This is a genomic window from Sphingobium sp. Leaf26 (assembly GCF_001421665.1).
Classification (GTDB): Bacteria; Pseudomonadota; Alphaproteobacteria; order Sphingomonadales; family Sphingomonadaceae; genus Sphingobium.
The window spans coordinates 1-15,040 of the sequence record NZ_LMKV01000013.1; the positions used below are offsets into that span (position 1 = coordinate 1).

Annotated in this window: 11 protein-coding genes; 4 read left to right on the forward strand and 7 right to left on the reverse strand. The window is 64.0% G+C overall.

Going from position 1 to position 15,040, the window contains the following annotated elements; all coding sequences use genetic code 11:
- Both ASE85_RS12640 and ASE85_RS12645 read left to right on the forward strand, forming a co-directional pair.
- A partial coding sequence (locus tag ASE85_RS12640) for an aldehyde dehydrogenase family protein (RefSeq protein ID WP_156358321.1) occupies positions 1-1,357 on the forward strand: 1,357 nt, incomplete at its 5' end.
- A gap of 246 nt (positions 1,358-1,603) precedes the next feature.
- Positions 1,604-1,816 carry a hypothetical protein gene (locus ASE85_RS12645; protein ID WP_056688798.1) on the forward strand — a complete coding sequence of 71 codons (213 nt, stop codon included), beginning with the start codon at positions 1,604-1,606 and terminating at the stop codon, positions 1,814-1,816.
- Positions 1,817-2,170: 354 nt separating this feature from the next.
- Here ASE85_RS12645 and ASE85_RS12650 read toward each other — a convergent pair whose 3' ends face one another.
- The 7 genes from ASE85_RS12650 to ASE85_RS12680 form a co-directional block, all read right to left on the reverse strand.
- Positions 2,171-4,516, reverse strand: a complete 2,346-nt coding sequence (locus tag ASE85_RS12650; protein ID WP_056688801.1) for a beta-glucosidase — start codon at positions 4,514-4,516, stop codon at positions 2,171-2,173.
- A gap of 48 nt (positions 4,517-4,564) precedes the next feature.
- Positions 4,565-5,119 carry an NADPH-dependent FMN reductase gene (locus ASE85_RS12655; RefSeq protein ID WP_056688804.1) on the reverse strand — a complete coding sequence of 185 codons (555 nt, stop codon included), beginning with the start codon at positions 5,117-5,119 and terminating at the stop codon, positions 4,565-4,567.
- A complete protein-coding gene (locus ASE85_RS12660; protein WP_056688806.1) occupies positions 5,110-6,225 on the reverse strand; it encodes an LLM class flavin-dependent oxidoreductase in 1,116 nt (371 codons plus the stop codon). The genes ASE85_RS12655 and ASE85_RS12660 overlap by 10 nt, the downstream gene beginning before the upstream one ends.
- 77 nt (positions 6,226-6,302) lie before the next feature.
- Positions 6,303-6,680 (reverse strand): C-glycoside deglycosidase beta subunit domain-containing protein, encoded by a 378-nt coding sequence (locus tag ASE85_RS12665; protein WP_056688809.1) that lies wholly within the window; start codon positions 6,678-6,680, stop codon positions 6,303-6,305.
- 25 nt (positions 6,681-6,705) lie between these two features.
- On the reverse strand, positions 6,706-7,599 hold the full coding sequence (locus tag ASE85_RS12670) for an alpha/beta hydrolase (RefSeq protein WP_056688812.1): 894 nt from the start codon (positions 7,597-7,599) through the stop codon (positions 6,706-6,708).
- Positions 7,596-8,588: a sugar phosphate isomerase/epimerase family protein gene (locus tag ASE85_RS12675; protein ID WP_056688815.1), complete on the reverse strand. Its 993-nt coding sequence runs from the start codon at positions 8,586-8,588 to the stop codon at positions 7,596-7,598. The genes ASE85_RS12670 and ASE85_RS12675 overlap by 4 nt, the downstream gene beginning before the upstream one ends.
- Before the next feature lie 61 nt (positions 8,589-8,649).
- Positions 8,650-11,931 (reverse strand): glycosyl hydrolase, encoded by a 3,282-nt coding sequence (locus tag ASE85_RS12680; RefSeq protein WP_056688861.1) that lies wholly within the window; start codon positions 11,929-11,931, stop codon positions 8,650-8,652.
- A 173-nt stretch (positions 11,932-12,104) separates the two neighbouring features.
- On the opposite strand from ASE85_RS12680, the gene ASE85_RS12685 reads away from it, so the two are divergent.
- Positions 12,105-14,300, forward strand: coding sequence for a TonB-dependent receptor (locus ASE85_RS12685; RefSeq protein WP_056688818.1), 2,196 nt, complete (start codon positions 12,105-12,107; stop codon positions 14,298-14,300).
- Positions 14,301-14,382: 82 nt separating this feature from the next.
- Positions 14,383-15,039: a TetR/AcrR family transcriptional regulator gene (locus tag ASE85_RS12690; protein ID WP_156358322.1), complete on the forward strand. Its 657-nt coding sequence runs from the start codon at positions 14,383-14,385 to the stop codon at positions 15,037-15,039.
- Position 15,040: the final 1 nt, after the last annotated feature.

Here is a 15,040-nt window from a genome sequence, read left to right on the forward strand (position 1 = left end):
GACAGACCATCGAACATCGGCGCTTGCAGCACCGCAAGTTTGCCGCCTAACATCAACCCCCAGACGAAGCCCGCACTCCGCTAATTTACCCCGCGAGTTGCGCCACGACATGCTGCGCCGGATTGCCGACTCAATTACCACCGCCGCCACCGAAATCGGCACGGTCCTGGCGCGGGAGGAGGGCAAGCCGCTGGCCGAAGCTGTGGCTGAAGTTCACCGCGCCAGTCAAATATTCGGCTTCTTCGCGGGCGAATGTTTGCGCCAGACCGGCGACAGGCTGGCGTCGGTTCGAGATGGCGTCGATATAGAGGTGACGTGCGAGCCTGTGGGGGTGGTCGGCATCATCACGCCATGGAATTTCCCGATCGCCATTCCCGCCTGGAAGATCGCGCCCGCGCTTGCCTATGGCAATGCGGTCCTGTTCAAGCCGGCCGACCTGACTCCCGCAACCGCACTGTGGCTGGCCCGGATCATCGATCAGGCGGGGGGTCCGCCGGGCGTCTTCAACATGATCTTCGGCAAGGGACGGGTGGTCGGCAATGCCATCCTGTCCCACCCCGGCATCGATGCGATCAGCTTTACCGGCTCCGTCAATGTCGGCAGGACCATCGCTGCCGCATGTGTCGCATCGTCGCCGATGAGGCAATTCCAGTTGGAGATGGGGGGCAAGAACCCGCTCGTCATTCTCGATGATGCGGACCTCGACCTTGCCGTCTCGGTCGCGGTCAACGCCGCCTATATGTCTACCGGCCAGCGTTGCACCGCGCCCGAACGGTTCATCGTCACCGATGCCATTCATGATCGCTTTGTTGCGCAACTGATCGAACGGCTGCGGCACCTGAAGGTCGGCCACGCCCTTGGCGCGGATATATTTGTCGGACCGGTCGTCAGTCAGGCGCAACTGGACAGCAACCTCGCCTATGTCCAGCGCGGCTGCGACGAGGGCGCGACCCTGGCCTTTGGTGGGCATCGCGTGGAATGCGATACGCCGGGATTCTATATGGCACCCACACTTTTTACCGACGCGATCAACAACATGGCGATTGGGCGGGAGGAGATTTTCGGTCCCGTCGCCTGCGTCATACCGGCAAAGGATTATGCCGAAGCTTTAGAGATGGCGAACGACACGACGTTCGGTCTGACCGCTGGTATCTGCACCTCCAGCCTCAAATACGCCGCCGATTTCAAACGGAACAGCCGCGCCGGCATGGTGATGGTGAACCTGCCGACAGCAGGCGTCGATTATCACGTTCCCTTTGGCGGACGCGGCAAGTCCAGCTTCGGTCCAAGGGAGCAGGGCAGGTACGCTGTAGAATTTTTCACATCTTGCAAAACAAGTTATGTAGACTCGCGATGACAAGGCATATCTAATTGATCTGATATGCCTCCATCGATCGAGCCAGGAGTTATTTGGTGATCGACGATCATAGCTTCCATATTCCGACCTAAGCGGAGCGAAGACTATGGCCCGGACCCAATGATCGGCTTTCCATGTTCGCCCGATCCTGATTCACTGGGTGAATGAGGAGGCGATGAGACGGCCGATTTCTTCTGGTCTTCCGACGCGCAAAGGTCTCGGATCGAGCCGCTGCTTCCAACCGATGTGCGCGGTAAGCGGCGCCGGATTGATCCGGGCCATCTGGTGGGCGAGGATGGGGAACGCTATCTGTCCCTGTCCGGCGTCAACCGGGTGGCTATCGCGCGACGCCTGGCGATCGTGGGGTCGGTGGAGAAGGCCTATGACGGCTGGCACTATCCAGACGACTGGGTGACGGAAGGCCCCAAGCTGATGCGGCGGGGGACAGGCTCCATCTGATCAGCGCGGTCGGTGGCACCGGCGGTCGAGCGACGGGCCATATGGTCATTGCGGCGCCATCCCGATCGGCGAACGGGCCGTGGGAAAACTGCCTGCACAACCCGAACCTGCGCACGAAGAGTGACAGTGAACAATGGTGGTCGCCCGGCCCGCCACGGCGATCGAGGGTGCGGGCGTGCGCGGGTATCTGGTCTATCATGGCTGTGAAAATGGCCACCGGACGCTGGGGCGGCAAATTTTGCTGGAGCTGATCGAGTGGACCGCCGATGGCTGGCCGCGCGCCATCGCGCGCTCGCCTGACACAAGGATACCGCAGGCGTCGGACGCCTGCGGCAGTCAGAGAGAGGATCGGGTTCAGGCCACTGGCAGGTCGATCCTGAACGGCAGGTCGATGCTGGACGCGCCGATCGCGACGGGCACCGGGCCGCCGGGCATCTGCCAGCCGTCATCGGTCCAGCGACGCAGAGCGATGGAATCGACTATGACCATGAGGGTTGCGGTTTCGCCGGCGTCAATGACCTGCTTGGCAAAGCCGATCAGCGCGCCATCCTCGGCCAGATAGACCTGCGCGACGAATGCGCTGGCGCGGCCGGCATCGTTGCGCACCGTCACGGCGATGGTGAAGGGGCCAGTCGCCTGCACATCGACCACAGTGAAAGCGCCATAGCCCGTCCCCGCGCCGAAAGCATGAGCCGGTCGCGCCGTGAAGCCGCGATAGCCGATCTTCGTGCCCTCGGCATAAGGCAGGCCGCCATCGGCATCGGGAATCGCGCCGAAGACCGGATAGTCGGCCTCGTCCGCGGCAAAGCTGACCGGCAGGCGGCCCGAAGGTTCCCGGTCGCCCGCCAGCACGGAAGCCAGCGCCGGTCCGAATTCCTCGCCCGGATACCAGACGATCATCAAAGCGGCGGCATCGGCGGCAAAGCCGGTGTCGATCGCATGGGCGACATTGGCGATGATCGCGGTCCGCGCATTGGCAGCGCAGACGCGCTTTGCCAATGCGATCTGGTCGGGCGACAGGAAGGTCGTATCGCGATCCTTGCTTTCCACGCCGGCGTCCGACGTCTCGCCTAGCACCAGCACCACCGCGTCGGCGTCCCGTGCCGCCGCCTCGGCCCGCGCCAGCAAGGTTTCGGGATCGCCCGGCGTCGCCACGCCATACCACAGGCCCTGCGCCCGCGCCGGTTCGAACCGCAGTTCGGCTTCGATCAGATAGATGCGCTCCGCCTCCAGCGGCAGCACAACATGATCGCTGTCCCCACTCTTGAGCACGCCCATGATGTCGCCCGGTGCGATCGACCGGCTGGCGCTATGGACCACCTCGCCATCGACACGCAGCGTCACCGATCCGGTTCCGCCGATATGCAGGCGATAATCGCCATCGACCGGCGCGGCGAAGCGGCCCGCCGCGCGCACGCCGCCGGGGCGGTCGAAGGCGTCCATGCCCGGCATCCCGGCGAACCAGGTCAGGCTGTTGGTGTCGCGCGTTTCCTGAAACAGCGGCGTATCGGAAAAATCATGCCCGCCAAAGAAGGAGACGGTCATGCCGTGCGTGCAGCCATCGCCGATATCCTGTGCAGGTGCTGCCGGCATGGCGGGCAGGCGCGGGCTTGGATCGGTTCCCGGCTCGAATATGATTTCGGTGTCCGCGCCGTAGCGCGCCCGCAGCGCATCGACCAGTCCGATGGCGTCGGGCCGCAACGCGATCTTGGCGAAGGTGCCGCCCTGGAAACAGGGCGCTGCGGCATTGGGTCCGATCAGCGCGATCCGCTTGTGCCGCCCCGGCGTCATCGGCAGCAGCGCGTCGCGATTATCCAGCAACACGAAGCTGGCGGCGGCAGCATCGGCCAGGATCGTCGCGCGGTCGCCCGGCTCATTGCCGGCATCGCCGCCGGCCCATGCCCGCGCCGCGGTAGCGACCCGATCGGCGGCGGTCAGGATGCGCGCCTCGTCCAGTTCGCCCGCATCCACGGCGGCGCTCAGCTTCTGGCCATAGAAGCGCGCCGGACCGGGCATTTCCAGATCGAGGCCCGCGATCATCGCCGGTGCAGTCGACTTCGACCCGAACCAGTCGCTGACGGTGAAGCCCTCAAACCCCCAATCGTCCCGCACCACGGTCGTCAGCACGTGCGCCTGTTCCGCGCAATAGCTGCCATTGACCCGGTTATAGGCTGCGAGCAAACCCGCGCAGCCGGCCTTAGCCGCCATTTCGAACGGCAGCAGATAGACTTCGCGCAACGCCTTCTCGTCAATCTGCGCGTCATAGCTGTCGCGCATCGTTTCGCTGTCGTTGCAGACCAGATGCTTGGCGACGGCACCGACATGGCGGCTTTGCAGCCCCCCGATCCACGCGACGCCCAGCGTGCCCGCCAGCAGCGGGTCTTCGCCGAACAGTTCAAAGGCACGCCCGGCCAGCGGCGTGCGGACCAGATTGACGTTGGGCGCCAGCACCATGTCGACGCCCAGCCGCTTGGCCTCACCGCCCACGATCGCACCGACCTTGCGCACCAGATCGGGGTCGAAGGTCGCGCCCAGCGCCATGCCGCAAGGGGTCAGCACCGACACGTCCCGCTCGTCCACCCGGCCGCTGGCGATGCCCATCGGCCCGTCGGCCATCCTGGCGGAGGGAATGCCGGGTAGCTGCGCGGTCGACCACATGTCGCGGCCGACGGTCAGGGCGATGGCATCGTCTCTGGTCATTTTCTCTTTCTCTCCCCCGTTCGGACTTAGGGCGAACGGACCTTCACTCTATCGTTGGGCGAAACCCATCACCTGCCCGGCCAGCATCTTAAGCTGACCGGCAATGGCCTCGTCCGTCACCGCACCATCCGCGCCGAAGGGCTTTTGTTCGATACTGTTGATCGCCACGCCCATGGGCGTCGGCCAGCCGCGCATCGCATGGATGATGCCGCGCAGCGCCTGCAAGGTGACGCCGCCCGCCTGCCAGCCCGCTGCCGTGACGATCAGCCCCACGGCGCGCCCGTCAAAATAGGGGCGGGCGTCGCCGCGCAAATCCTCCAGCAGGTCGATGGCATTCTTCACCAGCCCAGACACCCCGCCATGATAGCCGGGCGAGGCGATGATCAGGCCATCGGCCGCGCGCACGGCTTCCACCAGTTCCCGCTCGCCCGCTGTCCGCTCCGGGCTTTCCGGCGCGAAATGGGGCAGGGCGGCCAGTGCCGCGCCGCCGAACATCCGCGTTTCCGCGCCCAGTTCGCGCGCATGGTCCAGCGCCGCTTCGGTCAGCCGCTCGCTCGACGATCCGGGCCGATTGGTGCCGCCGATGCCGACGATCAATGCCATGCCGGCACGCCGTTCAGCGCCGGCATCACCTTTTCGGACAGCAACTCAAGCGTCCGATTGCCCCAGTCGAGCCGCTGCTGCGTCAGCGGACCCGTGGTGGTGCCGCACAGGACATTGCCGATGCCCAGTTCCTGATAGGGCCTCAGATGTTCGATCACCGTTTCAGGCGATCCATAGAGGCACCAGGTGCCGATCCAGTCCTCGGTCAGCGCCAGCGGCGTCTTGTCGGTCTTCTGGTTGGCGGATTCGCGCTCGGCCTTGTCGGCATAATATTGCTCGCGATCGACCGCCTCCTGATAGGCGGTCAGGATCTGCTCCAATTCCTCACGCGCCTGCTCGTCCGTCTCGGCGACATGGACGCACTGATAGGTGTGGGTGGTCCACGAAAGCGCATCGGCGACGACCGCATCCGCATGGCCCGCCGCCAGCAGCGCGTCACGATAGGCGGTGAAATATTTGGTGACATGGGTCAGCGGCTCGGTCCCGCCGATCTTGGGCGGGGTGAAGGCCGGGATGAAGGCGGGCCAGCCATGTTCGGCGGCGCGGCGCATGGACGCTTCCTTCATCGCCACCGGCATCAGCCGGGCATGACCGGGCGAATAGGGGGCAGGGGCGATGCGCTGGAGCACTTCGCCCTTGAACGGACCATTGTCGATCTTCACCGGCGCGGAGTCGATCGTCTTCGCCCAAAGCTGTTCGGCGATGCCAAGATTGGCTTCGGCCACGGCCGACGCTTCCTTATAATTGACGCCGAAGCCGATCATCTCTTCCGGCGTGGTGCCGGAGCCGATGCCGACCAGCAGCTTGCCCTGCGTCAACTGGTCCAGAATGTTGATGCGTTCCACGAAGCGGACCGGATGATGCAGCGGCACCGACGTCACGGAGAAACCGAAATACATGCGCTTCAGCTTGGCGGCCAGATAGGCGGCGAACATCATCGGGTCGGACGCGACCGGCATGTAACCGGTGAAATGATGGTCCGGCAGGAACACCGCGTCAAAGCCCAGCGCCTCCGCTTTCTCGCTATGGTCGATCAGGTCCAGGATCAACTGGCGATCCTGGTCGGCGGCCGTCGTGCGGGCATTCAAGAAAATGGAAAAGCGCATGGCCCCCTCCTGATTTAAACTAGAATTATAATTCTGATAAAAGGATATGCGAAGAGCGTCAAGTCCGCCTGACCGGGTCAGGCGGCGACGGCGACGACCTTGCTGTCCTCGGCGAAGAGCGGGAAAGGCAGGTAGGAAATGCGCAGCTTTTCCTTGAGCGTCAGGCTATACGCACCGGCGCCAAGCCTGCCCGCGCGTTCCACCCGGATGGTGGCGATGCTGCCGAACTCCCAGCGATCGTTAAAAGCCTCCTCCATGGCGTCCAGACTCCAGCTCTTGCCGTGCTGCTCGAAGAAGACCGCCGCGCGCGGCTGCGCTTCGCCGTCCAGCGTGACGGCCAGATCCTCGATCATCGACAGGCCTAGCCCACGATAATAGCCAAGCCGCGCGTCGAAGGCGAAACCGCTGTCGGTGGCGCGAACGCTGTCTTCCAGGATGAGATATTTGTCGAACATCGAAACGGTCCTTCGTGAAATGGGGTCAGCGCGCGGGCGTGTTGAGCCTGATCCAGCGCAGCAGCAGGGCGGGCCAGTCCTCGGTCGGCGTGTCCGCCTTGCCGAGTCCAAAGCCATGGTCGCCGCTTTCGAACAGATGGAACTCCACCGGCCGCTTCGCCTGTCGCCAACTGTCGATCAGGCCAAGGCCGCCGCGCGCCAGCAGGAAATCATCATTGGCGATCGCCACGAACATGGGCGGAGCATCGGCCGGAACGGTACGCGCCGCCATATTGGGATAGATGGGCGCGATGAAATCGGGCCGCTCGCCGGCCGGCAGCGCCAGCGCGGTACTGAGCGTCAGGAAGCCGCCGGCGGAAAAACCCATCATGCCGATGCTCTTGGGGTTCAGCCCATAATCGGCAGCATGGGCGCGGACATAGCGCACGGCCGCGATGCCGTCGGCCAGCGCTTCTGGCGGTGTATCGTCGGGCGGACCGAAGCCGACCTTCTCCCCCTTGATCGCGCGCATCAGCTTCTCGGCGAACTCCGGTTGCGATGCCGGTGTCGGCATCACCCGATATTTGAGGACGAAGGCGGTAATGCCCTGATTGGCGAGCCAGCGGGCGACGTCCCAGCCTTCCTTCTCGATCGCGAGGCCGAGGAAGCCGCCGCCCGGCGCGACGATCATCGCTATGCCATTGGGTCGGCCGACCGGCAGCACCGGCGTCAGCGTCGGGCGCACGACATTGCGCACGGCGACCTGGCCATTGTCCAGATGCCAGACCTCTTTGTCGGCACCGGGCGTGGCCGTCGGCAAGGCAATCGTACCGGGTTGAACCGGCGTGGAAATCGTCTCGCGGCTTGGGCCGGGGCCTTGCGCCATGGCAGGCAGCGGCAGCAGCGCCGCTCCCAGCGCCAGAAGCAGGCGCAGCCTCACAGCGCGGGTTCCGCGACCTTGGCGGCAAGCGCCTCGAACATTACATGCTGGCGGCGCACTTGCTCGCGACTATCGACCGGGCCGGCATCCTGTACCCAGCGATTGCCCTCATATTCGGACGACAGATATCCGTCCCATCCGCCCGCCACCAGTTCCGGGATCACCTCGTCATAGGCGATGGTGGGATCGGTGCAATCGTCCGCCATGCCATAGAATTTCGCCTGGATGTGGCAGAAATAGGGGATGAAATCGCGGATGCGCTTCGGATTGGAATAGGGCGCGTGGCGCAGCGTTTCGGCCATGGCGATGTCCGCCTTGTTGCCGCCCATCTTCACCGCCACTTCAAAGATCGTATATTCGCACATGATCTTCTGTTCATGCTGGTCGATGATGAAATCGACGATGTCCGGCGTCGCGCCCTGCCGCAGGAAGCGGTCGCGGAATTCGGGCGGGTAATGTTTCATGAAGATGCCCATGTCGGGCAGGATGCCGAGATGCTGTGTGCCCAGCCGATCGGCGACCTCGATCGTGCGCAGGATCCAGGCATGGTCCAGATGCCATGGCGCATGGACCTCCACCCCCATATGCACGTCATATTGTTCGGCATAGGGGACGCAGCGTTCGAGGATGTCGGGCCGCACGAACACCAGCACACGCATGTTCCTGATACCCAGCCGATTGCACAGCTTCAGGTCACGGACGATCGATTCGACCTGCTCGTCGTCGGTCATCAGGCGGTCCTTGCGCCGCTTGGTGTCCAGGAACATGTCGTAGCAGGTCAGGGTGGTGCCATGGCGATCCATCATCGCCAGCCACTGGTTCACGGTCGCATCGTCGATGTTCGGGAAGCCGGGCATATTCTGCTCGGGCAAAATCTCGATGCCGTTGGCACCGATCGACGCGGCGAAGGCGACCACGTCCTCCACCGTCATCTGGCCAAGAAAAAGCTCTTCCTGAAAACTGTACAGGCTGACGCCGCGCTTGAACATGGGCTCCCCTCCATTCATCAATATTAGAATTATTATTCTTATATAATGTGAATCGAGAAGGTCAATCCTCTTTGACGCCGATCAAATTGACGGGACCAATCAGCCCCGAAGGACGCAGCGGCGCGTCGGCGGCATAGGTCGGACCGGTGGTGAAGGTCATGGGCGTGGCGCCCGGCTGGGCATCGCCGATCAGCCGGTTGACCCACAGATTGGCGACCCGGACGGTCAGGCGGTTGATGCCCACCTTTGCATAGGGCGTAATGTCGAGTTGATAGGGCACCTTCCACGCCACGCCCGCGCGCTGGCCATTGACGCGGATTTCCGCGACATCGGCGACGGTACCCAGGTCGATCAACAGGCGGCCTTGGTCGGCCGTCCACCCTTTGGGCAGGGTAAAACTGCGACTGTAGCTGCCGATGCCGGAATAGTAGCGGGTGGCCGGGTCGCCGGCCTTCGACCAGTCTCCCAGCGGCATCGCGCGTTCACCGGTCGGCGCGCCGGGGCGGGCGTCGAAACGCAACCGCCAGTCGCCGTCCAGCGTCGCCAGCGTCCGGCGTTGCACCGGCGCGACTCGCACAGACCGTGCCGACGTCGGCTTGCGCAGCACGATGAACATCGCCTCATCCTTGTCCAGGTGGAGCGGGATGTGCGTGCCGTACCCGTCCATGTCGTAACTGACCGCCTCTGTCCGCCCGCTGTCCGCGCGCCACAATTCCGGCGTCCGGCCGCTGACCCGCAAGTCGATCGTCCCGTCCACAGCCTTGTTCGACCGATTACTGATAAAGTAGATGTCGCGTTCGCCGTCCACCCGATGCAGCAGCGCCAGCGCCCCCTCGCCGGACCAGCGCCAGTCGGGCCGCACCGCCAAAGCCGCGCCCAGATCGCTTTTGATCGGCCCGCTCCACAACCGGTCGATCAGCGCCACGATCATCTGTGGATCGTCCGCCAGACTGGGCGATCCCGTCGGCCGCTTGCCCACGATCGTCGCCCCGGCCCGGGCCAGCGCCTCGATCCGGCGCAGGGTCGCCAGCGTCATTTTCGCGCTCGATCCGCCCAGATAGAGCAGGCGCCAGCTTTGTCCCTCCGGCGTCACCAGCCGTCCGCCCTTGACGCTCAACCGGCTGGCCAGCGCATCGGCATTGACGAAATCATAGTCATATCCTGCCGGCACATCGCTGACCGGTGTATCGCCATACAGGCCCGTAACCGGGCTTTCCTCGCCATAGAAATAGGCGATGTCGGCGACATGATGCCCTTGTTGCAGCAGGAAGCTGGTGCGCGCCAGATAGTCGGTCCAGCCGTCCGCCATCTCCGCCCATGTCTCGTTTCGGGTGAAATACTGGCCGAGGAAGGTGGCCAGTGCAAAGCCCGGCGCGCGATCCGTGAAAGGCTGGTGTGCGGATGTGTGGATCAGCAGGCGATTGACGCCCAGCGCAAATTCCAGATCGACCGTGGCCTTCAGGTCGGCCGGCGCATAGGCCCAGGGATGGCCGAATGCGGTCAGCGATTCCGCCCCTACCGCCGCCTTGCCATAAAGATTGGCGACAGACGCCGCACCCTTGATATCGGCGACATAGGTCGGGTTTGGCGTTGCGCCCGGCTCCAGCGTCCACATTGCGCCCATCGGCACATCGGCATGGGCGCGCATCGCCAGATCGTCGCCCAGTTGCGGCCGATGATCCTCCAGCGCCTCGGCATAATAGGTCATGCCCGCCTTGTGCGCCGTGTCGGCCAGCACGCCATAATGCGCTTCGCTGTATAGTTCTGCGATCGTCCGGCGCCAGTCCCACAGAAAAGCGTCCGTCTTCGCCGTGTCGCCGATCACGATCCCGGTCAGCGCTGGCAGCCAGGGCGTGGGGTCATAGCCGCGCCGTTTCGCGAACTGCGCTGGCAAATCCTCGGTCCAGTTTTGCGGCCCTGCTTCGATGCTGTCGCTCAGCATCGACCTTATGCCCTTCGCCCCGATCAGATCGTCACCCACCGACTGGCGATACAGGCCTAGAAAATGGTCGATATAGGCGGTTACGCGCGGCGCGGACAGCTTGTCCGCCTCCAGTCCCGTCGCCTCTTTCGGCGCGGGACCGTTGCGATGCCCGGTCAGCGACCAGCCCATGCGCAGCACGCGCCAGCGCCCCGGCGGCGGCGTCCAGTCGAGCGTGCCGTCCGGCCGCATCCGGCCGGTCAGGTCGATCACCTTGTCCGGTGCGACGCCCCCGGCCGCTGGCGTGGCCGCCGCATAATATTCGGGCAGTGTGGCAAAGCCGGCCTTCTCCTCCGCCTGCCGTACCCGCGCCTCGCCATGCAGCGCAAATTCCGACAGCGCATAACTGGAGGCCGGACCGCTGGGGAAGGGTGGCCGCAGCGCGCCCGGCGCATAGGTCAGCCTGTCCATGAAACTCGGCTTGGGATCGGGCGTCAGGCGCAGGCGAAACCAGCGCGCAGTGACAGGCGCGAAACTGGCCGATCGCACCGGCGATGTCGATGGCGGCAACGCCGCGATCGGGCGATAGTGCACGCCATCGTCGCTCGCCTCCAACGTCGCGATCGGCGGGGCCGGCGTGCCGAAACCACGCGGGCCGGGCAGGCCGACCGTCACCGACCGGATCGTCTGCGGCCGGTCATAGGCATAGGCGACCCACGCCTCGCCCTGCTCCGTCGATAGCGTGAGGGCTGGGCCATAATAGCCGTCGGCCAGCATCGGCCCGTCCAATTTTCCACTATTGGCGATCATCTGCGCCGGAACCACATCGGGTGCCGCCGCCGGCACCGCGATCACCCGCGCGTCACGATAGAGCGCCGGCCCTTCCGCTTCGCCGGGCTGGACCATCGTCAACGGCACATCCTGATAGGGACCAGCCATTGCCGGTGGCATCGTCAGGGCGCCCGTAAAGCGCCGACCGCCTTCGACCAGCGTCTCGCTCCACACCAGCTTCTTCATCGCGTCCTCGGGCCTGACCCACGGCCCGCCGGTCGCGCTCCAGCCGCCCGATGTCGCGATCCCCAGCGGCAGGTCCAGCGCGGCGGCGGTGGCCACGCTGTCCTTCAACACCTCGCGCCACGCTTGGCTCATATACACGCGCCGTTCCGGCACGATCGTCGGCGCGTCCATGCCCGCCTCGAACAGATGGACGCCGCCGATGCCGATCCGTCGCATCCATTCCAGATCGCGCCTCGCCCCCTCCGATTCGACGTTGCCGTTCATCCAGTGCCACCAGACATGAGGGCGGGCGCTGGCGGGCGGATCGCGAAATCCGTCGAGCAACGGGTCGGTTTGCGCCTGCCCGGCCACGCTGATCAGCAACATCGACGCAGCCGTCGCTCCGAAAAAATGGCGCTTTTTCATGATCCTGCCCTCATCAATCCGGTTCATCCGGTTCTTGGAATATAGAAACTAGAATTTGAATATTGATTTTTATCAAAAGGGACAATAGCAAAGGGGCATCCGGTCACTCTGCACAAGGGCCGGAAGCAACTATCGGCCCCGGCACAGGGGCGACATAAGCGTATGGGGAGGATATGATGCGCACCGCTTTTTCCACTTTTCTGATGTCGACGGCTGCCGCCGCGCTGGCGTGCGCCGCGCAGGGCGCTGCCGCTCAAACTGACGCCGCGCCGCAGGCCAGCACTGACAGCGCCGCGCCCCAGAATGAACTGGGAGAAATCGTCGTCACCGCCAACCGCGTGGCGAGCAGCGCGCAGAAGACGGCGACCGCGCTCACCGTCTATTCGGGCAACGACCTCGCCTCCGCCGGTGTCGCCAGCGTCCAGTCGCTCCAGACCATCGACCCCAGCGTCAATGTCACCAGCAGCACCGGCGCCGCCTATGTGGCGATCCGGGGCATCGCCTCGACCGATGTGACCGAAATCGGCGATCCCTCGGTGCCGATCGCGCGCGACGGCTTCTTTACCAATCGCAGTTTCTCGATCGGCACGTCGATGTACGATCTGGCGCGCGTCGAAGTGCTCAAGGGGCCTCAAGGCACCCTGTTCGGCCGCAACTCGACCGGCGGTCTGATCAGCATCATCACCCAGAAGCCGACCAATGACCGGTCCGCTTATGGGTCGATCGAAGTCGGCAATTACGACACGGTCAATGTCGAGGCGGGCGTCAACCTGCCGGCCAGCGACAAGCTGCAATTCCGTTTCTCCGGCATTTCGCGCCGCCGCGACGGCTATCGCGACATCACTGTCATCAATGCCGAGGGCGATGACGAAAAGACGCTGTCGGGCCGCGGCCAGGTCGCCTTCCAGCCGTTCGACGGCTTTTCCGGCCTGATAAGCTACCAGCATGACGCGATCGACGCCGTGGGCGATCTGGCTCTGCAATCGCCGATATCGACCGTGCCCAGCATCACCGACGAAAAGCGTTTCCCCAATTATCAACCGACCTTCACGAAGCTGAACGGCGACCGCATCCGCTGGGAATTCAGCTATGATGCACTGCCGATGGGCCTTACGCTGACCTATGCCGGCGGCTACGACAATCAGAAGTGGCGTCATGCGCTCGACGCATCGTCGCTGGGCGGCTCGATTGAACGTCAGTTCCTCCAGAGTGAAAGCCCGGAAACCTGGAACCATGAAGTCCGCCTGTCGACGCCGCAGGACGGGCGCTTCACATTGCAGACCGGCTATTTTCATTTCGACGAGAAGAACACGATCGACAGCGGCCTCCTGATCCGATCGGGCGCCTTTGCCGAACAGTATCTCATCAAATTCGACTATAAGGTAAAGACCCAGTCGGACGCCGTGTTCGGCCATGCGACCTACAAGCTGACGGATATGCTCAAGGCATCGGCCGGCGTGCGCTATACCTGGGACAAGAAGGATCGCGAAGGTCAGGGTGTCCTGAACCTGCAAGTTGCCAGCAATGGCGCGCTGCCGCCCATCATCGTGACCACCCCCGGCAATGGTTCGATCAGCCAGCACAAGCCGACCTATCATATCGGGCTCGACTGGTCGCCGACCAACCAGAATCTGGTCTATGCGAAATATGATACCGGCTATAAATCGGGCGGCTTCAATTCCAACGGCAGCGCGCCGGCGGTCGATTATGCGCCTGAAAATCTCGATGCCTTCGAAATCGGCACCAAGAACCGCTTCCTGAACAACAAGCTGCAATTCAACGCTGCGGCCTTCTACCAGCAATATAAGGGCTATCAGGCCTCGCAGACGACGGCAGTGATCTCGTCGGGCAGTGGCACCTTCAACATCGGCAGCGCGACCATCTATGGTGCGGAAGCGCAGATCGTTGCACTGCTGGGCGGCCTGCGCGCGGACCTCAACGGCACCTGGCTGCATGCCAACTTCTCCGACAGCGTCGGCAGTGTGCGGGATGGTGCCGGTGTGGTACGTGACATCAGCGGCAATCGCCTGCCAAACGCGCCGCGCCTGTCGCTGACCGGTGGCCTCGAATATGTCTTCCCGATCGGCGACGGCACGCTCAAGCCGCGGATCGACGGCAAATATAGTTCGGCCTTCTACTATAGCGTGTTCAACGACGCCGATACCAGGCAGGGCAATTATGCCACCGGCAATATCTCGCTGACCTGGATGCCGCAGGTGGATGGTCCGCTGGAAGTGCAACTGTTCGTGCGCAACTTCACCGACGAAGCGGTCTATGCCAATGCGTCGCGCAACTTCGTCGCCAACGTCAATACCTATCAGTTCCAGGCGCCCCGCACTTATGGCGGTCGCCTGGCCTTCCACTTCTGATCATGGGGATCGCGCCGTCGCCTGGATGTGACGGCGCGATCCGACTTGACAAGCGGGCCTGTGGTGGGGAGGGGTTGATATTGTGACAAAAGCGACATCCACCTTGCGCACCACGCCGCCCCGTGCCCCGCGCCAGCAGCGCAGCCAGGCGTCGTTCGAGCGGATGATCGCTGCGGCCGAAGCCTTGTTGCGCGAACGCGGCAATGATGATTTCACGCTTCAGGAAGTCGGCAAGCGCGGCAAGGTGTCGATCGGCTCCATCTATTGCCGTTTCGACAGCAAGGACGACCTGATCCGTGCGGTACAGGCGCAGGTGCTCGAAGCGGTCAATGCCGACCAGTTGCGCGTCATTGCGGAGGCGGATGCCAAGGCGTCGACCTTGCGCGAACTGGTGCCTTTGCTGGTCAATGGCATCGCCAATGTGCTGCGCAAACATGCCGACCTGATGCGGCCTATGATGTTGCGCGCCACGACCGACCCGATCGTGTCGGCGGCGGGCAAGAAAAGCTATGCCGAGGTGGCGGATCGCGTGCAGGCGATGATGCTGGCGCACCGCGCGGAGATCAAGCAGCCCGATCCTGAGCGCGCGGTCCATTCCGCCTATCGCGTCATCTACGCCGCGATTGCCCGCTATCTGGGCTTCGGGTCCGCCACCACCGCGGGCTGGGAAGGCGACTGGGATGTGCTGACGGAAGATCTGGGCACGATGTGTGCCGCCTTCCTGCTGTCGGGCGACTGAC

Coding starts and splice junctions, on each gene's coding strand:
- ASE85_RS12650 (WP_056688801.1), bottom strand. CDS start 4,516: ATGACCAGAGACGATGCCATCGCCCTGACCGTCGGCCGCGACATGTGG.
- ASE85_RS12655 (WP_056688804.1), bottom strand. CDS start 5,119: ATGGCATTGATCGTCGGCATCGGCGGCACCAATCGGCCCGGATCGTCG.
- ASE85_RS12660 (WP_056688806.1), bottom strand. CDS start 6,225: ATGCGCTTTTCCATTTTCTTGAATGCCCGCACGACGGCCGCCGACCAG.
- ASE85_RS12665 (WP_056688809.1), bottom strand. CDS start 6,680: ATGTTCGACAAATATCTCATCCTGGAAGACAGCGTTCGCGCCACCGAC.
- ASE85_RS12675 (WP_056688815.1), bottom strand. CDS start 8,588: ATGTTCAAGCGCGGCGTCAGCCTGTACAGTTTTCAGGAAGAGCTTTTT.
- ASE85_RS12680 (WP_056688861.1), bottom strand. CDS start 11,931: ATGAAAAAGCGCCATTTTTTCGGAGCGACGGCTGCGTCGATGTTGCTG.
- ASE85_RS12685 (WP_056688818.1), top strand. CDS start 12,105: ATGATGCGCACCGCTTTTTCCACTTTTCTGATGTCGACGGCTGCCGCC.